The following is a 20,590-nucleotide window of genomic DNA, read 5'->3' as shown; positions in this document are numbered from 1 at the left end:
GGTTTTTGTTAGTTCAAAGTGCAGACAAATACTTGGTTTTATGAGTCAGCAAATATCTGCTCAGTAGTTGAGATAATAAGGCCCTACCTAGCCCACTACTATCTTCCCAAAACTTCCGTCGAATCTGAAAATCCCAACAGTCGCCGTCTGAGTTTATCGAATATTTCCTATTCCCTCTGCAATCTAAATGCCCGCAAAAAAATGCAGGACGGTGTTCTATTTTGATTTAAATTATGTTAGAATATGTGCGCGGCGCTGAGGTGGTGAGAGGTCGCGTGTTAATACTGCCAAGCTGCAAACATTTTGGTACAAAGCAACCCCAACCTCGAATTTGAGCGAGTGTAAGCGACGCATTTGGGCTAAGCCGTTGCGCGCTAGACTGTTCTAACTCTCAAGAATCCCATCCCCGAGACTCGGGGTGGGAGTGTCAATTCCCCCAAACTTCCTTCCTTTGGGAGCAAGCATCATCGGGGACAAGCAAGTTATAATTTGTTGCGGAAGCGCACAGAGATTTTTTATGAGTAAACCCCCAGTTCATGCTTTTTTTGTAGGCAGAGCACTTGCCGAAGCACTGTACGAGCAATTAGAAAGCGCAGCAACCAACGCTTTCTCTGAACTCGGCAAATTTGACGCAGAACAAAGAGAACGCCTGCGACAGTTCACCGATCGAGTTGTGGAACGGGCAAATCGAGCTTCGGATGAGGCGATGCAGACCAGAACTGGCACTGCAAGCACCACCACCATTCAAGACATCCATCCTGCAGAGTTGCAAGCGACTATTGACGAGCTGCGCGCCGAAGTGGCTCTGGTGCGATCGGAATTGCAGCGTTACCGCAGCAGTTTGCCCTAGCGCTCGATTCGACCACAACTATTATTTACTACGTGAGCGCATTGCTTTGCGCTCCTGCGCTCCTACTTTCAATCAAAGCAAAAACATAAAATAAGCAATTTGGGAACCCAAGTGTCTGCTCTCCTTGATGACTCTGTTAATCGCCAGCGCTCCCCCAAGCACACTGGCGAAACCGATGAGCGAAAAACTGCTAGTAAATCCTACAAAAGTAAAGCTTATCGCTGGAATCGCGAAAAATACTCCCGGAAGCGGCGCTTCTTCGACATTTGGGCCTTTGTCTTGCTCTGGCTGGCTTCGCTGTGGCTCGACAGCAAAAATTGGAGCTACTGGGGAGGCGTGACTGAAGAAAAGAAAGTTGCCAGACGCCGCTTTCAAGCTATCTGGGTGCGAGAAACACTGTTGGATTTGGGCCCTACTTTTATTAAAGTTGGGCAGTTATTTTCCACCCGCGCCGATTTGTTCCCGACAGAGTTTGTCGAGGAACTTTCTAAGCTGCAAGATAAAGTGCCTGCTTTCAGCTACGAGCAGTTGGAAGTAATTGTCGAGCAAGATTTGGGCAAGACAGTTCAAGAACTCTACCACAGCTTTGATCCAGTGCCCCTGGCTGCTGCAAGTCTGGGTCAGGTACACAAAGCTCAACTGCATTCGGGCCCGGAAGTGGTGGTCAAGGTGCAGCGACCGGGACTGCGGAAGCTGTTCGAGATCGATTTGCAAATTCTTAAGGGAATTGCCCGTTACTTTCAAAACCATCCTAAGTGGGGCCAGGGCCGAGACTGGATGGGGATTTATGAAGAATGCTGTCGCATTCTGTGGCTGGAAATTGACTATCTCCATGAAGGCCGCAATGCTGATACTTTTCGCCGCAATTTTAGCAACTGTGACTGGGTGCGGGTGCCGAGGGTTTATTGGCGGTATGCGGCTCCGCGAGTGCTGACTTTGGAATACCTGCCGGGGATTAAAATCAGCCATTACGAAGCTTTGGAAGCGGCGGGTATTGATCGCAAATTAATCGCTCAGTTAGGGGCAAAAGCTTATTTGCGGCAGTTGCTCAACGATGGCTTTTTCCACGCTGACCCACACCCTGGCAACATCGCTGTTAGTGCCGACGGTTGTCTGATTTTCTACGATTTTGGCATGATGGGGCAAATCCAGTCGAACGTCCGCGAAGGACTAATGGAGACGCTTTACGGTATTGCTTCCAAGGATGGACAGCGGATTATGGATTCTCTGATCAATTTGGGAGCTTTGGTGCCGACGGGTGATATGAGTCCGGTGCGCCGATCAATCCAGTATATGCTGGACAATTTCATGGACAAGCCTTTTGAAAATCAGTCTGTGAGCGCGATTACTGACGACCTTTACGATATTGCCTACAACCAACCTTTTCGCTTCCCAGCTACTTTTACTTTTGTAATGCGAGCTTTTTCCACAATCGAAGGGGTGGGCCGAGGTTTAGATCCCGAGTTCAACTTTATGGAGGTGGCACAACCTTTTGCCATGCAGCTTATGACTAATGGAAATGGCCATGATACAAGTAGCAGCATTTTTAACGAAATCGGTCGTCAGGCGGCTCAGGTGAGTTCGAGTGCTTTGGGTTTGCCCCGCCGGATTGAGGAGACTATTGATAAACTCGAACAGGGAGATTTGCGGATTCGCGTCCGTTCTGCAGAAACAGAGCGCTTGCTCCGTCGCATGAGCAGCGCTCAAATGGGCACGAATTATGCTTTGCTGATGAGTGCTTTTACTTTGTCGGCGACAATTTTGTTTGTCAGCAATCAAGTCTGGCCGGCTGTCGCTGTGGCACTGCTGGCAGCGGGTGCAGGGTTTGCTATGCTGCGTTTGTTCAAGCGGATCGATCGTTTAGACAGGATGTCATAATTGTGCAATTTGCGAGGGGAAATTTCAGGTTTGAGATTTCTCGCCAGCCAAAATTTGACATCGAATGTTAAGTTTTGGCTGGCTGACCACAGATTGCTGAAATTTACAACACATACGCGCTTTGAGGCTAATAACCCGGTTGCTGCCTAGATTTTTCGCCAGCAAAACCTCTAATTTTGGGTAGAAATCCAGTTTTTTTTTTGCAGGTGCTGCTGAATTTACTGGATTTACCAAAATTTTAAGATGGGATTACCATCATACGATCTACAATATGAGGTCAAGGAAGTGCAATTTTTCCAAAACTGGCGATCGCGGGCAGCAGAATTTCAAGTTCGTTCGGGATTTAAGTTTTGGAATAAAAAATCGCACCCCATTAAATCAAGCTTTCAAGTTCGATGAGTCCAATCACCCAATCTATGAAACGCTCTTTCGCAGGTAAGACAGACACAGGGCTAGTTCGTTCCGTAAATCAGGATTCGTACTACATAGACTCTGACGGGCGATTTTTCATAGTGGCCGATGGAATGGGAGGACACGCCGGAGGTCAAGAAGCCAGCCGGATTGCGACTCAGGCGATTCAATCTTATTTGCTCGAACATTGGGAAGAACCTGAGGATTCTCCGCTGTTGTTAGAAAAGGCTTTTTTAATTGCCAATCAAGCAATTTTGACGGATCAGCTCGACCATCCGGAGCGTGCTGATATGGGAACTACGGCTGTGGTTCTAATGTTTAGGGATGAGGGCAGACCCTGGTGCGCTAATATCGGGGACTCTCGCTTGTATCGGCTACACGGCTCTCGCTTGGAGCAGATTACTGAAGACCAGACTTGGGTGGCTCAGGCTGTGAAAAGAAAGGCCCTAACTCCCGACCAGGCTCGCAGTCATCCTTGGCGTCACGTTTTGTCCCAGTGTTTGGGCCGCGATGATTTGCGGGAAATAGATATTTTGCCGGTGGACGTGCAGCCAGGGGATCGCTTGCTGCTCTGCAGCGACGGCTTGACTGAGGAACTTTCCGATCCTTTGATTGCTTCTCCTCTGAAGTCGATTCGCGCCTGCGAGGGTGCTGCAACTGCTTTGATTCAAGCAGCTAAGGATAAAGGTGGACGCGATAATATTACTGTGGTCATCGTGACGATCGACCTCAAATAATATTCGCTCGCCCGATCGCACCCGACCATCTAAAATCGAAAAATCGAAAAATTGAACAATCTAAAATCTAAAATCTAAAATCTAAAATTGAATGACCCGCGTTATCGGTTTGATCAGCGGCACGTCGGTGGATGGCATTGATGCTGCTTTGGTGGATGTGGTCGGTTCCCAAACAGACTTGAAAGTGCAATTGGTGGCCGGCGAGACTTTCCCTTATCCTGCTAATTTGCGCTCGCAAATTCTCTCGGTTTGCAGTGGCTCAGCTTTGTCAATGGCTGAACTAGCGCAATTAGATGATGCCATTGCCCAAGAATTTGCTACGGCGGCATTGACAATTCAAGCAGAATATGATAATAAAGCCGAATTAATCGGCTCTCACGGTCAAACCGTCTACCACCGACCTGCTGGGAAAGCCCAGAAAGACAGCGCCGGTGGGTTAATGGGCTACAGCTTGCAAATCGGGCGGGGCGCGCTAATTGCGGAATTGACAGGAATTACTACTGTGAGTAACTTTCGCTCGGCAGACATTGCTGCCGGGGGTCAAGGAGCACCCTTAGTGTCCATAGTTGATGCCTGCCTGCTGGCGGAACCCAACCGCAGCCTCTGCATCCAAAATCTGGGGGGAATTGGCAATGTTACCTATCTTCCGGCAAGAGGAAAAGGGGGAAACAATGACGAGTCTGAGATTTTCAGTCTTGGGGATGGCATATCGGGGTGGGACACAGGCCCGGCGAATTCCCTGTTAGATTTGGCAGTACAGCACTTCTCAGGGGGCACTAAGACGATCGACGAAGGTGGAGCTTGGGCGGCATCGGGAACTCCCTGTCAAGCTTTAGTCGAGGAGTGGCTCGCATCAGAGTTCTTCCGCCAAGCACCGCCGAAATCAACGGGGCGAGAGCTATTTGGTGTAGACTATTTTGACAGGTGTTTGGTCGAGGCCCAAGGTTACAACCTCAGTCCTGCTGACGTGCTGGCTACTCTGACAGAACTGACTGTTGCCTCGATCGTTCACAGTTACCAAACTTTTTTACCGGCTATGCCCGATCGAGTTTTACTATGCGGGGGTGGCAGCCACAATCTCTACTTAAAACGCCGATTGCAATCTCAATTGCATCCAGTGCAAGTGTTGACTACTTCTGAGGCAGGCTTGAATGTAGATTTTAAAGAGGCGATCGCTTTTGCGGTTTTAGCCGCATGGCGGGTTCGGGGCATTCCCGGTAATCTGCCTCAAGTTACTGGTGCCCGGGCACCGGTACTTTTAGGGGAAATTAACTCTTGTTGGCACAGTTGGGCGTGATAGCATAGAGTCTGAGGGACAACGGCTGTGCGTTGTTGCACCAGCATTGTAGCCAGCAGGAAAAGCATAGGAACAGCACTGTGGCTCACACGTTTTTAATGGAATCTGGCCAATGGACGCTCGAAGGAAGCTGGATTGAGCGCAATGGCGTGCCAATTACGGTTAAAGGCAAAACTTTAGTGAGCTGGAACCGAACAGATTGGTTCAGTATGGTGACAAAGCTCGTATTTCCTGGAGGCGATCGCGAAGAGATTATTTTGCAGTACCGAGGACACCTCAACAGCGATGAACGGCAGTATACTTTTGTACTCCAACACAGCGAACTCGCCCGCGTCGAGGGCGAAGGTTGGATTGCTCCCCAGTCGATCGTCCAGCGTTATTGGGTATTGGGAGACGAACGCCAGCGGCGGACGGGTTTTGATACCCTTCACCGCGTTGATGACAACCGATACTACCAATCTAGTGGTATCATGTCGGGTCATTACCTGACGAGTACAATGGAAGCGACTCTCGAACGTCAGGGGGAATAACTCTTTCTAGAGTCAACACTTGCGAGTTCTAGGGTTTGATGTGAAAATTCAAGGTTTTGCTAGTCGGAGGTCCAGCTCAGATGTCCGACTAGCGCCATTGCTGTCAAACCTCATCCGCTGCAACTAAAGACAAATATATTGAATTTGTTAAAAAATTTAAGGGATTAAAAAATTAACACTTATTATTAATAGTTATCCAATTTTTGCGTTGAGGCGCGATAAATTATATTTGCACTCTCTGTATCTGTAGTGTCGATCGACAAACTGCTTAGCTCGACTCCCCAAATAGAGTGAAATCCACAAAGAAACTGTCAAATTTTCCTCAAGTCTGTACAGAGGGCTTCTACCTTCTGCCTTCGAGTGACGCCCCATCACCCCCAACTCCTTTCCGCCTGAGGGAAGAGAGTAAGAGACGGAGGTCGCCGACTGCGACTGTTTCCTACTCAAGGCCTGGGTTAGGTTCTAAACCCCAGTGGTGTTTCAGAAAATGGCGGTACATGGTTTCCCGCAGCATCATTTGCTCGTAAAGCTTGACCAAAAACTCCTGAGCTTGTTCGCGGCTCATGTCACTTACCTGTGTTTTGAAGGAACACAGGCTAAATTGCTGTTCCAAAGACAATTCTGCTGGTTGGCTCATGACTTTGACTCCTCTGTAAGTAAAGGTGACTTAAAAGTGAACACCTGGATTAACCAGATTTGTAAATTGTTTCAGCGATCAACCCTTGGTTTCGGGATGCCCGATAGCCCATCTGGCTTGAGTGTATATTACAAAAGGTAACAATCATTTGACAAAATTACCATCTGTCCCAGGAAATAACTTAGTGAGAGAGATGGCGAAATGCCTGCAAAAGTTCCTTCTGCAGGCATATACAAGTGTATCTACTTGTCAAGAGAAAAAAGGCTCAGTACGAACCAAAAGAATTGAAGCGCTTTATACCAAATCGGGTGGAGCTTCTCTCCGCCAGGGGAGAGGGGGAGATGAGGAGAGCTGGATAGCGGAAGATGGGGAGAAGGGAGAATTTCTTTTTCTCTGTTCTCCCTTCTTCCTTATTCCTTCTAACTAATTCGAGGACCCGCCATCCTGGGGTGGAGTGGCCCCTCCGGATCGGAAATTGGGAGCAGCAGGTGCAGGCGAAACAGGAGGAATGCCCTGATTTGCCCCAAAGTTGCTACGCTGCTGCCCCGGAGCCGGGAGAGGAGATTGAAACTGATTGGGATTGAACTGCTGCTGCCCCGGAGCCGGGAGAGGAGATTGAAACTGATTGGGGGGATTGAACTGTTGCTGCCCCGGAGGCACAGGAGACGGCAGAGGTTGACCGGAATTGCCGATCGCAGGTGCCGCAGGAATGCCAGAATTGGGAAGCGAGGGATTGGGCAATGGGGAGGCAGCCGAACTAGGAAGAGTTGCTAGGGCCACTCGATCGCCCCCTACCTCTCTCAATTTGTCTAAAACCTCGACAACTTTGGCATATCTAGCATTTTGAGGAGCGTACAGCACCATCAACCCCGTAGGATTTTTGCTTTGGAAACTCTTTAAAACTCGATCGAGCTGTTGGTAATTAACAGGCAATTGGTCGATATAAGTTTGCCCGAAATCGTCAATGCTGACAATCAGCATCTCTCGCATCTGCGTTTGTCCCGTCTTCGCTTTAGGCAAATCGACATTAATTGCTTGCTGGCGAGTCAGTTGCAAAGCCGCCAGCAGAAAAAACGTCAGAATGCAAAATATCACGTCAATTAAAGGCACCAGTTCTATCCGAGCCTCTTCAGCAGGAGTATCTAAGTGAATCTTCATCCGTTCTCCTTGGTTCTAATTATTAGAAGGTGCATCTTCAGCCGGATCGGAACCTTTCAATTTCGGCTCCCGATTCCGTTCTCCCGATTCTTGAGAATTGAGAGAACGCCTGTTCAAACCATCGGCACCAAAAGAAGAATTGCTGTACTCTGCACCAGGTGCTCGACCCTTAGCATTAACCGTCGGCCAGTATTGCCTGTAAAGCAATTCCAGTTCATTTCCAGCTTTGCGAAATATTTTTGCCTGGTTGAACAAAAAAGCTTGAAATATCCGATAAAACGCCAAGGTAAAAATTGCTACTATCATCCCAGTAGCAGTCGTGGTCAGCGCCTCGCTAATCCCCAAAGTTACCCCAGTTGTTGCCGACGTGCCGATGTCGCCCAGACGGATAGAACTGAGCGAGTTAATCAAGCCCAGAACTGTTCCCAGCAAGCCCAGCAAAGGGGCTAGAGCGATCGTAGCTTCTAAGATTTTGTCGCCGCGGCGCATCGAAGCCAACTCTTCATCGGCTGCAGCTTCGAGTGCGAGTCGAAATAAATCTGGTTCAGGATTGTACAGGCGCAGCGGTGCAGATAGAAATCGCCCGATCGGCTGTCGGTTAGCTTGTCTGGCCATCTCGCTAGCCGCCCCCCAATCGCTGCGAGCGGCTTCAAGAATGCGGTTAACTATTTGCTTTTCTTTGCTCAGGAGGCTCGCCCAAAACCACAAGCGCTCGATAATTGTACTCAAAGATAGAATCGATAACACTAACAGGGGCCACATGGCGGGACCACCTTTTTGAAACAGTTCTTGAATATTCACAGTATTTTTACTCCTGCATAACCGGCTTGGCTTTGCTTCTGTTGTACTTTTTTTAACAAATTTAAGGCCATTTAATTTTAGCTATTAATGTACTGTGTTCCGAGGCCGATCGACCGATCGCGATCGACTATTTCCTCAAACCTCTTCTAAGTCGTCTTGACACCTATCTTGCAGCGACTGGTGTTGAAGGCGGCGGGAAGAGCGGCGATACTTTTTAGTTTGCAGCTTCGGTTCGTATTGCTGCGTACCATCGGACTTGGTTTGCTGCTTCAAACTCGATTCGGCGCTACTAGAGTTTTGCTCTTGTTGCTGGCGGATCATCGCCTCTTCGAGAAACTGCAAGTAATACTCATAGCGCTCCCAAGATCCCCGCACCACACAGTTAGGCTCACTTCGGTGCGAACAGTCGCTAAACTGGCAGCTACCCAAAGCCAGCCTCTGGCGCGCTTCTGGGAAATATTCAGCTAACTCTGAGGGATCGCATTCGAGAGCCGGCTGATTAAATCCCGGAGTATCGGCCAAAAGCCCGCCGCCGGGGAGTTCAAATAGTTCGACGTGGCGAGTCGTGTGGCGCCCGCGGCCGAGTTTGCCGGAAACAGCGTTCACTCGCAGATTCAGGGCCGGGATCAGTTGGTTGATCAAGCTGGACTTGCCGACCCCAGAAGGGCCGCAAATTATCGTTATTTTCCCTTGGATGGGACCCTGAAGCAAGTTCGGCAACGGACTTTGTACAGGATTTAACGGATGTAATGGATAAACCGAATTTGCCAGCATGGGTTTATCTTCAGAAGGCAAGAGAGAACTATCTATTTTGTCCGATAAAGGTTGGGAAGCTACTTTCTCGACAGAAACTTTATTTTGAAAATTAGCGGCAGCTTCCTGGACTCCTAAGCCGCTACGGACGCTAATAAACATTGGTTCGTAGCCCCAGCCTGAAAGCCGATCGCGCCACTGTTCCAACTCCTGGGGCGTGACCAAATCGCATTTGTTCAGGCACAAACTCACTTCTAAACCTGTAGATTCGGCCTTGACTAAAAACCGAGTTAATGATGCCGGATCTAAGTCGGGTTCAGCAAGGGCAAAAACGAGGAGAATGCGATCGGCATTAGCTACAGGCGGGCGGTTGAGTTCTGTTTGGCGCGGGAAGACTTCAGAAATTGCTCCCCGGCGCTCAGTCCAGTCCGGTTCGTCTACCACCACGCGATCGCCCACCATCACCTGTTGGCCAATTTTTTTCAGTCGAGTGCGACGAGTGCACAGGAGAATCGGAGAATCAGCAAGGGGGGCATTTTTACCCTCAATGGAGACAGCGGGATCTAACCTGACTTGGTAGAAGTTAGCCTGAACAGCAATTACAGTACCCACGATCGAGGGTGAATTCAGGCTCATCCTGCTTCCTTGTCTTCTGGGCGCTGCACTTTCATTGAAAAAAAGCCCGACTCCGGCTCATCCGCGACAAATTGCGTTTCCAGAATCTGGTAGCCTTCCATTTTGAGACTATCGGGCACTTGTTCGATCGGCTCCCCAGCGTCCAGCCACACCTCCAACACTGCTCCCGGTGCCATTTGCTCCAAGCGCAGTTTAGTGCGGACAAAATTCAGAGGACACGGAGTACCCCGCAGATCGATTTTGGCATCTGGGGATTTAGGATTTTCAATTTTCGATTTTGAATTCATAATGCTTTTTGCAATCTCAAATCCTGAAAGCCTTAGTTTGTTAAACAAGTTGCCTGGAAAAGGGAGAATCTCAAATTTTGTGTCCAATTGGACACAGATTATTATTTCGGGAAAAAGTGAGCGCAATTGCGCTCACTTTTTTGAGCGCTGCTGAAACCTAATGCCCAGGAAGCGTCCCACCTGAGATTTTTGTGAGCAATTGCACACAATTTTTTGACAGACACTAAAACAAATGGCCGGGGAATTCTCAAAGAGGAAAATTTGACACCCATGGGTGTCAAAAATTGCTTATTTCTGAAACAAATTGCCCAGAAATCCTTCCAAGCCGCCTTTACCGGTACGATCGCCCTTCAGCTTAGCAAGCTGCATCAGCAACTCCCGTTCCTCAGCCGTCACCTTAGTCGGAATGTCAATAGAAACCGTAATCAAATGATCGCCGCGACTAACCGGATTTCCCAATCGAGGCACCCCTTTTTTCTCCAAAGTCAGAACAGTATTCGCCTGAGTTCCGCTAGGAATCAACAATTCCGTCGGCCCGTCTACGGTTTCCACTTCCAACCGGCACCCTAAAATTGCTTGCAAATAACTAATTTTAACTTCCGAGCTAACGTTAGTGCCGTCGCGCTTAAATAGCGGGTCTTCATTCACCGCTAAGAACACGTAAAGATCCCCGGGCGGCCCGCCCAGTTTGCCTGCATCCCCTTCATTAGAAACGCGCAAGCGAGTACCGTTGTCAACCCCAGCCGGAATTGTGATTTTCAGTTTTTTCATCACTTCTTTCTGGCCCCGGCCGCCACAAGTTTCGCACTTATCCTCAATCACTTGCCCCGTGCCGTTGCAAGTGGGGCAAACTGAAACTTGAGTAAAGCTGCCGAAAGGAGTGCGGGTAGCGCGTCGGACTTGACCACTGCCGGTACAAGTCGAGCAAGTTTGGGGTCGGGTTCCCGGTTTGGCGCCCGTCCCGGTGCAAGTTTCGCAGGTTTCTAGATGCTTGATGCGGAGTTCTTTTTCGCCACCAAACACTGCTTCCCGAAAATCCAGCCGCAAATCGAGGCGCAAATCGTCTCCGCGCACCGGCCCGCTGCGCCTGCGACCTTGCTGTTGTTGGCCGACACCTCCCTGAAAACCCTGAAAGAAGCTTTCAAAAATATCGGCAAAGCTGTCACCGAAGTCTTGGAACCCCGGGGCGCCTGCACCGCTGACGCCTGCTTCGCCGAAACGGTCGAAACGGGCGCGGGTTTCTGGTTCTGAGAGTACCTCGTAGGCGCGGTTAATTTCTTTAAACCGCTCCTCAGCACCTGATTCTTTGTTGACATCTGGATGGTACTTGCGAGCTAGGCGGCGGTAAGCACGCTTAATTTCTTCTTTGTCTGCGCTGCGAGAAACGCCTAATATTTCATAGTAATCACCGGCCATAGAGCTGCTTGCCTGGAGGTAAATAACAAAAAGTGTACGAAAAAGAAACGGGCGACCTTTCCTGAAATTACAGATTAAAAATCAAAAATTCTCATTGTTAATTTTTAACTTTTAATTCTTAGCTTTTCAGTTTTAAAGGAAAGGATTCATATCATCAACTTCTGGTTCGGGAACCTTCTGTTTTTGTTTTGACTGTGGATTGGACTGTGGACTTGGCTGTGGATTTGACTGTCGTTTTGACTGTCGCTCCGGCTTTGATTCCGGCTTTGATTCCAGCTTTGGTTCCGGCTTTGGTTCCGGCTTTGGTTCCGGCGGAGCTTGGGGCGCCACCAGCAGCTCTTCTTTCAGCAAAATGCTGTCGTCGTCCGCTTTAACCTCTTCTGGTTCTGATGATTCTACTTCTGACATCATCTCGCTTTCAACAACAGATCCTGACGGGGCTGCCCCGCTGCGGGCTTGGTCGTAGACTGCTGTCCCCAGCGAGTATAGCAGTTGCTTGAAAGATTCGATTGCGGGGGTGAGTTCCTCGATTGTGATGTCGGGGTTAGTCATCGCTGCCCGCAAGGCTGCTGCGGCTGTTTCCGCTTCGGCCTTGAGCTCGTCGCTCAGCAGTTGCGCGTTGGTTTTTAAAGTTACACCACAATTATAGACGAGGGAGTCAGCTTGATTTTTGAGTTCGACGAGTAGAGCGCGCTTGATGTCCTCGTCGGCGTAAAGTTCGGCTTCTTGTCGCATCCGCTCGACTTCGGTTTCGCTCAATCCCCCTGTATTGGAAATTTGGATGCTTTGTTCTTTTCCGGTTCCCTTGTCTTCAGCAGCCACTTTGAGAATCCCGTTGGCATCGATTTCAAAGGTAACTTCGATTTGAGGTACGCCACGGGGAGCTGGGGGAATGCCTTTGAGCAGGAACTTGCCAAGACTTTTATTGTCTTTAACCAATGCACGCTCGCCTTGGAGTACGTGAATTTCTACCGAGGTTTGCCCGTCGGCCGCCGTGCTGTACATTTGCGATCGGCTGGTGGGAATAGTTGTATTGCGCTCTATTACTTTGGTGAACACCCCGCCCAAGGTTTCGAGTCCCAGAGAGAGCGGCGTCACATCGAGCAGCAATAAGTCTTTGACTTCACCACCCAACACCCCGGCTTGAATTGCCGCGCCTACCGCTACAGCTTCGTCGGGATTGACGGATTTATCGGGAGAAACGCCCCCAAAATACTTGCTAATTGCCTTTTGAACTGCCGGAATCCGGGTTGAGCCTCCCACTAAAATAATTCTGTCTATGTCTTTGGGGGTCAAACTTGCGTCTTTGAGGGCTTGAGTCACCGGATCGATCGTCGCTTGTACCAAATGAGCCACCAGTTTTTCAAACTGAGCTTTGGAGAGTTCCATTTCCAAATGCTTCGGCCCTTTCTCGTCAGAGGAGATGAAGGGCAAATTGATTGAGGTGGATTCGCGGTTGGAGAGTTCGATTTTTGCTTTTTCCGCAGCTTCTCGGAGGCGCTGCAAGGCCATTTTGTCTTGTGAAAGGTCACTGCCTTCTTGAGTGCGGAAAGCTTCTACCAGCCACTGGACTATGCAGTCGTCAAAGTCATCTCCTCCGAGATGGTTGTTACCAGAGGTAGCGTTGACTTCAAAAATTCCGTCTCCCAGTTGCAGGATCGAAACGTCGAAAGTACCGCCGCCCAGGTCAAAGACCAAGATTTTCTGTTCTATATTTTGCTTGTCCAGCCCGTAGGAAAGCGCTGCCGCTGTCGGTTCGTTGACGATCCGCAGGACTTCTAGGCCCGCGATCGTACCGGCGTCTTTAGTAGCTTGCCGTTGGGCGTCTGTGAAGTAGGCTGGCACTGTAATCACGGCTTGTGTAACAGTTTGTCCCAAATAAGCTTCAGCATCTTGCTTGAGCTTTTGGAGTACCATTGCCGAGATTTCTTGGGGAGTGTGAACCTTGTTCCGAATTTGGACGTTAACGGTATCGTCTTTGCCTTTTATGCAGGTATAGGGAGTTCGGGCTCGTTCTTCTTCCGTGTCGTCCCACCGCCGTCCGATAAATCGTTTGATACTGTAGACAGTATTTACAGCATTAGTTACAGCTTGCCGCTTGGCCAATTGACCTACTAAGCGATCGCCCGCCTTGCCAAATCCTACTATACTCGGAGTTGTGCGGCCGCCCTCGGAATTGGCGATCACGACGGGTTTACCGCCCTCTAACACAGCTACGCAACTGTTAGTTGTGCCTAAGTCAATTCCAATAATTTTTCCCATAGCGCCTCATAAAACTTTGTGGGATGTTTGGAAACCTCCAACTACAGGTTGGGGGAGGAAAAACGACTCAGCTTGTTTAAACAAGCATTACCAGACTAGATTTGTAGGAAATAAACTTAATGTCCTAAGGCAATATCAAAGACTGGTAAAAACATTTTTCAGAATTTTTGGATAAAGCGCTGACCTGCTTTTAGTCATCTTTAATTAAGAAGTTGGTGAGTCGGCCACCTTGGAACCCCCGAATTCTATTCGGGGGTCAGTGACTTTGAGGAATGCAGTAGCTTGTATCCCGATTAACCTTCCGAACTATCGGGATTTTCATCTGAGGCTACCACAGATAGCCCAGCCGCTGCAACTTTCACTTTGGCGTGCCGCAAGACGCGCTCGCCCAGAATGTAGCCGCGTTCTAGTTCTTGGATAATTGTTCCTTCCTCGTGTTCGTCAGTTGGCTCGCTCAGCAGAGCTTCGTGGAGGTTGGGGTCAAACTGTTCACCTTCGGGGCGCATCGGAGAAACCCCGATTTGCTTGAGGCCGTCTACCATTTGCTTGTAAACGCTTTGGTAGCTTTTGTGAATGTTCATTTCGCCATCGGTTTGCGGCTTGATGTGCGATCGAGCGCGCTCGAAATTGTCAATTACCGGCAACAGGGGTTTGATCGTGAGACACCTTGCCTGTAAATCTAGCTCTTCTTTTTCCTTTTGGGTACGCCTGCGGAAGTTTTCAAAATCTGCTGCTAGGCGGAGATTTTGATTTTTCAGTTCTTCTAGTTGAGCGGATGCGGCTTGCAACTGAGTTTTTAAAGCCTCTTTTTCATCGTTTGCCTGGGCCAGTTCCTTCTTCCAAGGCTCCGCCGCGTCTGCAGTCGGACTGTTGGTTGAACTGCCGGTGACGGTAGGCCCCGATGCGTTTGCTGGGGTGTGATCGCCCTGAGCACTTTGATAAGCTCGAGCAAGTTCGAGCTCCCAATCCGCCGATTCGTTCGAGTTTCCTGATGCCGCCGGATTTTCGCTTGCCATTGGCGAACCCTCTGGGGTGGTTTCCCCAGTTGAGTTAGGATCTTGATCTTGCTGTTTTTCCTCGTCAATCATAAAAGCTGCGCGACAGAACCCTATCAATTCTAGCAGATACAGTTAACCCGGTAAATCTAGAGGACTCGAATTTACTGTGTATGGCAGAATGTGAAAAGAGGAAGTCTCGCCCGATCTAGAGACATGGCTCAAAGCTTTCCATAAAATATTCAAAGGCCCGTTTAGATATTTACGTATAATATGGCAGCAATGGGGCAAACCCAACGTTTGTTGGTTTCTCATTTTTCCTTAGCGCGATCGCATTTACAACAATTTTTATAAGTATATTTTGCTATTAATTCTACTACCAAATTTCCCACTTACGAGGCTGGATGTTTCTAGGTTTGATTAAAACGATAGGGTCTTAAATTTATCATCGGTCAGGCTGTTTTAGTTGCAATCTGACGCTGGCACTTTTTACCATTTTCTGAGTTTCCCAAGTCTGGAGAAAAAGGAATTTGTATGGAGTGAGTAAGTAAGTAGTTAGGTGTGTGCTTGTGTAACTCAGATAGTAAGTTGTTAATTTTGATGCGAATTGGGGCTGTGGTTTTTCTGATTCAATAACGCCGAATTCGCTTGATATCTCGATTTTTGGTCAGCCCAATGATAGACATTAGCTGGTCTGGCAGAGGTAATTATCTGTAGATTAGACTGATATCTAATTGGCTGCTTTCCAACATTTATGAACCGTTAAGCTTACGTCACAAAGGTTCAGACACCAAACTAGAATCAAAGTAATATTTACTGCTCCAAAACTAGAGTTGCTCAAAACTTGCCCTGGGAACTGATGCAGGCGACGATCGGGAAGTGACCGATCGCAGATAATTAATCAAAATATATTTCAAAATGGCGATCCAAGCTTTCGGAAAAGCTATCATCACAGAACATAGGTCATCTTTAATTTAGTACAGCTAAGCGCGCCACCACGGGCGGTGTAATTTGAGCAAACAGTTTGGGAAAATAGAATTAGCCTGGGAAGGGCACACACCCCACCCCACTTTTCTCTCCCGGTACGGGGAATCCCCAAGTGATGTGTCCTGACGCTATAACGAGAGTATCCCCCAAGTTAATCAGGTAAGTAAGCAACTTAGCACTCAACGAACAAGATTTGATTGCAAGCACCGGCAAATCCCTCCAACATCTCGTCAATTTGTGGACGAAGCTTAGAGGGGACTTCGAGCTTACACTTGAGAGATAGGGATTGAGCAAGAAAATGATAGCTGATCCATAAGCAAAGAATACGAGGGTTAAAACCCCGCCTTGGTTTTCCTCTCAGCACTCTTTGTGACTGAGTTTCCCACCTATTGAGTGTTTTTTATGACTAGCACATCCCCGCTTCGCTCCAACACATCCATAGTTTCTGTGAGCCAATTTACTCCGGCTCTCACCAAGATGATTCTGTCGGGTTACGTCAACGGCGAGCAAGTGAAGCAAGCTCAAATTGAAAGCCAGAAGTCCGGCAAGCGTTTGACGGAGGTATTAGAAGCACTTACCGGGCAGCCATTACCCCCAGAATTGCTGCGACTTTACAAGAAGCAGCAGATGTTTGAACGGAAGATAGTCTACGGCGTTGAAGCATTTGACCCGGAGATGAGCGAAATGTCTAACGAGCAACTCGGAGTTATGCTCGAGGCGTTGAAGATTTCGATCGACATTTGTCACCAAGGTCGGTTTTTACCCGTAGCAAAGACTGAAACTGAGCCTGCGGCGGTTTTAGTGGCAATGGTAGATCCCGACAACCTCAACGCGATAGAAGATTTGCGGCGGATTTTACAGCCTCACGGCTTGGCTTTGCAGCGACGGGTGATTACGCCAGACGACTATCAGGACATAACTTCTGCCTATCAAGACGACCAAGTTAAGAGGGAAGCTAAAAAAGCTGAAATCGAAAAGCAGAGAAAGATGGATTTAGGGGAGGGAGATTTTGGCGAGCTCTCGCTAGAAGAGGAGAGTAGCGACCAAGAAGACCTCGCTAACACCTTGGACGATGCAGAGGCTGCTCCCGTAATTAAGGCCGTCAATATCATTTTGGCTAAAGCTTTGTCGGAAAAGGTGTCTGACATCCACGTAGAACCTCAAGAAGAATTCATGCGGATACGGATGCGGAAAGACGGGGTGCTGCAAGAGTATTTCCGGTTTCCCAAGCAGGTAGTCGCATCGATTACGGCTCGTTTCAAGATTATTGCCAACCTGGATATTGCCGAACGCCGACAAGCTCAAGACGGCCGCATCCGCCGGGTGTTTGAGGGACGCACGGTGGATTTCCGGGTGAACAGCTTGCCTTCCCGGTACGGCGAAAAAATCGTGCTGCGGATTTTGGACAGTTCCAGCACTCAGTTGGGTTTGGGTTTGTTAATCTCTGACGAAGAAACTCTGGCTTTAGTGCGAGAGAGTGCTAGCCGTCCGTTCGGACTGATTTTGGTGACGGGGCCGACGGGTTCGGGCAAGTCAACTACTCTGTACTCGATTCTGGCGGAACGGAACGATCCGGGGGTTAATATCAGTACGGCGGAAGACCCGATCGAATATGCTTTGCCAGGAATTACCCAATGTCAAGTAATTCGGGAAAAAGACTTGACTTTTTCCAACATCCTGCGCGCATTTTTGCGGCAAGACCCTGACGTGATGCTGGTGGGGGAAACGCGGGACAAGGAAACGGCAAAAACAGCTCTGGAAGCTGCTTTGACGGGACACTTGGTGCTGACGACGCTGCACACGAACGACGCAGCCGGGGCAGTCGCGCGTTTGGCAGAAATGGGCGTAGAACCGTTCATGGTTTCGGCTGCTCTGTTGGGCGTGTTGGCTCAACGTCTGATGCGGCGCGTTTGCGACAAATGCTGCATTCCTTACCAGCCTACTGCCGCAGAACTCGGCAAGTACGGTCTGTCGGCTTCTCAAGAAATTGATCTGACTATTTACAAAGCCAACACTATACCGGTGGAGGAAAGGAAGGAACTGGCAGAACGCGAGCAACTTTGTCGGAAGTGCGGCGGCCTAGGCTACAAAGGACGGGTAGGGGTTTACGAGTTCCTCAAAAATACTGAGCGGCTTCAAACTCTGATCACTCAAGGAGCTCCCACAGAGCAAATTAAGGAAGCAGCAGTAGAAGAAGGGATGAAAACGTTGTTGGCTTACAGCTTGCAATTGGTGCGGGAAGGCGCGACTACTTTTGAAGAAGTCGAGCGGGTGACGTTTACTGACTCTGGCCTGGAGGCTGAAATGAAAGCCAAACGCAAGCAGGGGCTTACCTGCAAAACTTGTCAGGCGGAATTGAAGCCGGAGATGCTGGATTGTCCGTACTGCTTGACACCACGCTTTTTGGATTGATTCAGCAGTTAACTGTTGACTGTTAACTGAGCTAGATTGGTCAATAACTATCAATTTGATCGAGGAGAGGTATCTATGGGTCTAATGATTGAAGACGTACTGGAGTCCCTGGTAGAGCAAGGGGGTTCGGACATACACATCCAAGCGGGCGCGCCTATATTCTTCCGAGTCAGCGGTAAACTAACTCCTCAGACGCAATACGGCGACATTCTGTCTGCTGAGGAAGTGCAGATCCTAATTTTCCAAATGCTCAACAATATGCAGCGCAAGCAGTTGGAAATGGAGTGGGAACTCGACTGCGCTTACGGCGTTCGGGGATTGGCTCGGTTCCGCGTCAATGTTTACCGGGAGCGGGGTGCTTGGGCTGCTTGTATGCGGGCTCTGGCTTCTAAGATTCCTAATGCTGATGCTTTAGGCGTGCCGCAGATTTTGCGGGATCTGACGGAAAGACCCAGGGGTATGCTGTTGGTGACGGGACAAACGGGTTCCGGGAAAACTACTACGATGGCGGCTTTGTTGGATCTGGTCAACCGGACGCGCGCGGAACATATTCTAACAGTTGAAGATCCGATCGAATACGTGTTTCCTAATATCAAGAGTTTGTTCCACCAGCGCCAAAAGGGCGAAGATACTAAGAGCTTTGCTAATGCGCTCAGAGCAGCTTTGCGCGAAGATCCTGATGTGATTCTGGTGGGGGAAATGCGGGACTTGGAAACGATCGGTCTGGCAATTTCGGCTGCAGAAACGGGTCACATGGTGATGGGAACGTTGCACACTAATTCTGCGGGTGCAACGATCGATCGGATTTTGGACGTGTTCCCGCCAATTCAACAACCCCAGGTCCGCGCCCAGGTGTCTAACTCTTTGGTGGGAATTTGCAGCCAAAATTTGGTAGTGAAAATTGGGGGCGGCCGCTGCTGCGCTATGGAAATCATGGTGAATACTCCAGCTATGGCTAACTTGATCCGGGAGGGCAAAACTCCAATGATTTACTCCCAAATCCAGATGGGGGCGAAATTGGGCATGAGGACGATGGAAATGGCTCTCGCTGAACTTTACAAGAGCGGTAAAGTCACTTGGGAAGCGGCAATGAGCAAGGCTTCTAAGGCTGACGAACTCGAACGCTTGATCGGTCCGGCACCTGTTGGTGGCGCCCCGGTAAAAGCTCATTAATTCAGTCAGCAGTCATTAGTCAGGAGTCCGTAGAAAGAACTGAGGACTGATGACTGATGAGTCATAACTTTTAATAAATTTTCAGAGGTGAGCTGTGGCTACCAACGTTATCCGTGAAAAACCGAAAGGTGGCTTTGATTTCAGTAAGATTCAGGAGCAAATTGAGTATAACCTTACCAGTCTTACTGTTAAGGATATGGCTATTTTTGCTCGTCAGTTTGCGGCTATGTTTAATGCAGGGGTGGCGATCGTGAGATGCCTTTCCGTGCTGCACGAGCAGTGTTCTAATGCTAAGCTGAAGCGAGCGCTCAGAAGCATGAATGCTGACGTGCAGGAGGGGATAAACTTGGCAGAGGCGATGGCTAAGTTTCCTGATGTTTTTGACCAACTGTTTATCAGTATGGTGGCGGCGGGAGAAGTCGGGGGGGTGCTAGATGAAACCCTCGACCGTCTGGCCGTGATGATGGAAAAAAATCACAAGACGGAGGCTGAAATTAATTCGGCAATGTCTTATCCGAAGACTGTGTTCTTTATTGCGATCGTGATCTTTTTCGCAATGACTATATTCTTGCTACCAACTTTCGCTAAAATCTTTAAGGATATTGGTGCAGATTTACCAACTTTTACGCTGATCATGTTGGGAATTAGTGCATTTTGTACGGCTTGGCCTCCGATCCAACAGTTGACGGTTATTGGGGTGATTATAGCGCTAAAATTTGCCTTCGATATGTACTATAAAACTCCAATGGGTCACCTACAAATTGATAGGATTGCCATGAAGTTGCCGATTTTCGGAGATTTGATCGAAAAATCTGCTGTGGCTCGGTTTTGCGTCATATTTGGGTCGCTGACGCGATCGGGGGTGCCGATTCTCAATTCTTTGGAAATTGTGCGAGATGTGGCTGGGAATCAGGCGATATCTAATGCGATCGAATATGCCCGGCAGGAAATTCAAAGCGGCGGCATGATCAGTATTGCTTTGCAAGAACAGCAAGTTTTCCCGTCTTTGGCTATTCAAATGATGGCAATTGGCGAGGAAACTGGGGAACTTGACAAGATGCTGATGAAAGTTGGCGCTTTCTACGAAACGGAAGTGGAAGAAGCAGTAAAAGGACTTACCAGTATGCTAGAACCTCTGATGATTGTTGTCGTCGGTGGTATCGTAGGTTCGATTTTGCTGTCGATGTATCTGCCGATGTTCGCAGTGTTCCAGAAGCTGTAAAAAAGAAAAGGCTAATTAGTTATTAGTTATTAGTTAGTACCAATTAACGCATAACCAATGACTATTTCAATCGTTCCCAGGCTCTGCCTGGGAAGACCTTTGGAGGAGGTACAGCCTCGATTAAAAGGAGAAAATAATTGGGAGGCTC

16 protein-coding genes are annotated in these 20,590 nt (G+C 48.8%); 8 read left to right on the top strand and 8 right to left on the bottom strand.

The genetic code is table 11. The features are described from left to right. The first annotated feature begins 517 nt into the window (after positions 1-517). From QT994_RS05125 to QT994_RS05105, 5 genes are all read left to right on the top strand, one after another. Positions 518-850, top strand: a complete 333-nt coding sequence (locus tag QT994_RS05125) for a DUF6825 family protein (RefSeq protein WP_333048510.1) — start codon at positions 518-520, stop codon at positions 848-850. 111 nt (positions 851-961) lie between these two features. Then, entirely contained in the window at positions 962-2,728 is a 1,767-nt protein-coding gene (locus QT994_RS05120; protein WP_333048509.1) for an AarF/ABC1/UbiB kinase family protein, read from the top strand. Positions 2,729-3,144: 416 nt separating this feature from the next. Continuing rightward, entirely contained in the window at positions 3,145-3,876 is a 732-nt protein-coding gene (locus tag QT994_RS05115; protein WP_333048508.1) for a PP2C family serine/threonine-protein phosphatase, read from the top strand. 91 nt (positions 3,877-3,967) lie between these two features. Continuing rightward, a complete protein-coding gene (locus QT994_RS05110) occupies positions 3,968-5,173 on the top strand; it encodes an anhydro-N-acetylmuramic acid kinase (protein ID WP_333172278.1) in 1,206 nt (401 codons plus the stop codon). 80 nt (positions 5,174-5,253) lie between these two features. Beyond that, positions 5,254-5,703 carry a hypothetical protein gene (locus QT994_RS05105; RefSeq protein ID WP_242722026.1) on the top strand — a complete coding sequence of 150 codons (450 nt, stop codon included), beginning with the start codon at positions 5,254-5,256 and terminating at the stop codon, positions 5,701-5,703. A gap of 439 nt (positions 5,704-6,142) precedes the next feature. On the opposite strand, the gene QT994_RS05100 is transcribed toward QT994_RS05105, so the two are convergent. The 8 genes from QT994_RS05100 to grpE form a co-directional block, all read right to left on the bottom strand. Further along, complete coding sequence (locus tag QT994_RS05100) at positions 6,143-6,340, bottom strand: NblA/ycf18 family protein (RefSeq protein ID WP_106150106.1); 198 nt, start codon at positions 6,338-6,340, stop codon at positions 6,143-6,145. 423 nt (positions 6,341-6,763) lie between these two features. Next, positions 6,764-7,498: a biopolymer transporter ExbD gene (locus QT994_RS05095; RefSeq protein WP_333172276.1), complete on the bottom strand. Its 735-nt coding sequence runs from the start codon at positions 7,496-7,498 to the stop codon at positions 6,764-6,766. 15 nt (positions 7,499-7,513) lie between these two features. Next, entirely contained in the window at positions 7,514-8,299 is a 786-nt protein-coding gene (locus tag QT994_RS05090; protein ID WP_333172274.1) for a MotA/TolQ/ExbB proton channel family protein, read from the bottom strand. A gap of 135 nt (positions 8,300-8,434) precedes the next feature. Next, positions 8,435-9,688 carry a ribosome small subunit-dependent GTPase A gene (rsgA, locus tag QT994_RS05085; RefSeq protein WP_333172272.1) on the bottom strand — a complete coding sequence of 418 codons (1,254 nt, stop codon included), beginning with the start codon at positions 9,686-9,688 and terminating at the stop codon, positions 8,435-8,437. Further along, positions 9,685-9,975 carry a sulfurtransferase TusA family protein gene (locus QT994_RS05080; RefSeq protein ID WP_333048503.1) on the bottom strand — a complete coding sequence of 97 codons (291 nt, stop codon included), beginning with the start codon at positions 9,973-9,975 and terminating at the stop codon, positions 9,685-9,687. The genes rsgA and QT994_RS05080 overlap by 4 nt, the downstream gene beginning before the upstream one ends. A 288-nt stretch (positions 9,976-10,263) precedes the next feature. After that, on the bottom strand, positions 10,264-11,391 hold the full coding sequence (gene dnaJ, locus QT994_RS05075; RefSeq protein WP_333042223.1) for a molecular chaperone DnaJ: 1,128 nt from the start codon (positions 11,389-11,391) through the stop codon (positions 10,264-10,266). Positions 11,392-11,523: 132 nt separating this feature from the next. Further along, complete coding sequence (gene dnaK / locus QT994_RS05070) at positions 11,524-13,653, bottom strand: molecular chaperone DnaK (RefSeq protein ID WP_333172270.1); 2,130 nt, start codon at positions 13,651-13,653, stop codon at positions 11,524-11,526. A 293-nt stretch (positions 13,654-13,946) separates the two neighbouring features. Next, on the bottom strand, positions 13,947-14,741 hold the full coding sequence (gene grpE, locus QT994_RS05065) for a nucleotide exchange factor GrpE (protein WP_333172268.1): 795 nt from the start codon (positions 14,739-14,741) through the stop codon (positions 13,947-13,949). Between the two features lie 1,296 nt (positions 14,742-16,037). Here grpE and QT994_RS05060 point away from each other — a divergent pair. The 3 genes from QT994_RS05060 (at position 16,038) to QT994_RS05050 (ending at position 20,442) form a co-directional block, all read left to right on the top strand. Next, on the top strand, positions 16,038-18,047 hold the full coding sequence (locus QT994_RS05060) for a GspE/PulE family protein (RefSeq protein WP_333049853.1): 2,010 nt from the start codon (positions 16,038-16,040) through the stop codon (positions 18,045-18,047). A gap of 75 nt (positions 18,048-18,122) precedes the next feature. Next, positions 18,123-19,220 carry a type IV pilus twitching motility protein PilT gene (locus QT994_RS05055; protein ID WP_333049855.1) on the top strand — a complete coding sequence of 366 codons (1,098 nt, stop codon included), beginning with the start codon at positions 18,123-18,125 and terminating at the stop codon, positions 19,218-19,220. Between the two features lie 94 nt (positions 19,221-19,314). Then, complete coding sequence (locus tag QT994_RS05050) at positions 19,315-20,442, top strand: type II secretion system F family protein (protein WP_333049856.1); 1,128 nt, start codon at positions 19,315-19,317, stop codon at positions 20,440-20,442. Positions 20,443-20,590: the final 148 nt, after the last annotated feature.

Source organism: Microcoleus sp. S13_B4, assembly GCF_036700885.1.
Taxonomy (GTDB): Bacteria; Cyanobacteriota; Cyanobacteriia; order Cyanobacteriales; family Microcoleaceae; genus Microcoleus.
Note: the sequence above shows the minus strand (reverse complement) of the source record. Positions and strands in the feature narration are given on the sequence as shown.

Excerpts from the sequence above, each read along its gene's own strand:
- QT994_RS05125 (WP_333048510.1), top strand. The coding sequence starts at position 518 with ATGAGTAAACCCCCAGTTCATGCTTTTTTTGTAGGCAGAGCACTTGCC.
- QT994_RS05115 (WP_333048508.1), top strand. The coding sequence starts at position 3,145 with ATGAAACGCTCTTTCGCAGGTAAGACAGACACAGGGCTAGTTCGTTCC.
- QT994_RS05110 (WP_333172278.1), top strand. The coding sequence starts at position 3,968 with ATGACCCGCGTTATCGGTTTGATCAGCGGCACGTCGGTGGATGGCATT.
- QT994_RS05100 (WP_106150106.1), bottom strand. The coding sequence starts at position 6,340 with ATGAGCCAACCAGCAGAATTGTCTTTGGAACAGCAATTTAGCCTGTGT.
- QT994_RS05095 (WP_333172276.1), bottom strand. The coding sequence starts at position 7,498 with ATGAAGATTCACTTAGATACTCCTGCTGAAGAGGCTCGGATAGAACTG.
- rsgA (WP_333172272.1), bottom strand. The coding sequence starts at position 9,688 with ATGAGCCTGAATTCACCCTCGATCGTGGGTACTGTAATTGCTGTTCAG.
- QT994_RS05080 (WP_333048503.1), bottom strand. The coding sequence starts at position 9,975 with ATGAATTCAAAATCGAAAATTGAAAATCCTAAATCCCCAGATGCCAAA.
- dnaJ (WP_333042223.1), bottom strand. The coding sequence starts at position 11,391 with ATGGCCGGTGATTACTATGAAATATTAGGCGTTTCTCGCAGCGCAGAC.
- dnaK (WP_333172270.1), bottom strand. The coding sequence starts at position 13,653 with ATGGGAAAAATTATTGGAATTGACTTAGGCACAACTAACAGTTGCGTA.
- grpE (WP_333172268.1), bottom strand. The coding sequence starts at position 14,741 with ATGATTGACGAGGAAAAACAGCAAGATCAAGATCCTAACTCAACTGGG.
- QT994_RS05060 (WP_333049853.1), top strand. The coding sequence starts at position 16,038 with ATGACTAGCACATCCCCGCTTCGCTCCAACACATCCATAGTTTCTGTG.
- QT994_RS05055 (WP_333049855.1), top strand. The coding sequence starts at position 18,123 with ATGGGTCTAATGATTGAAGACGTACTGGAGTCCCTGGTAGAGCAAGGG.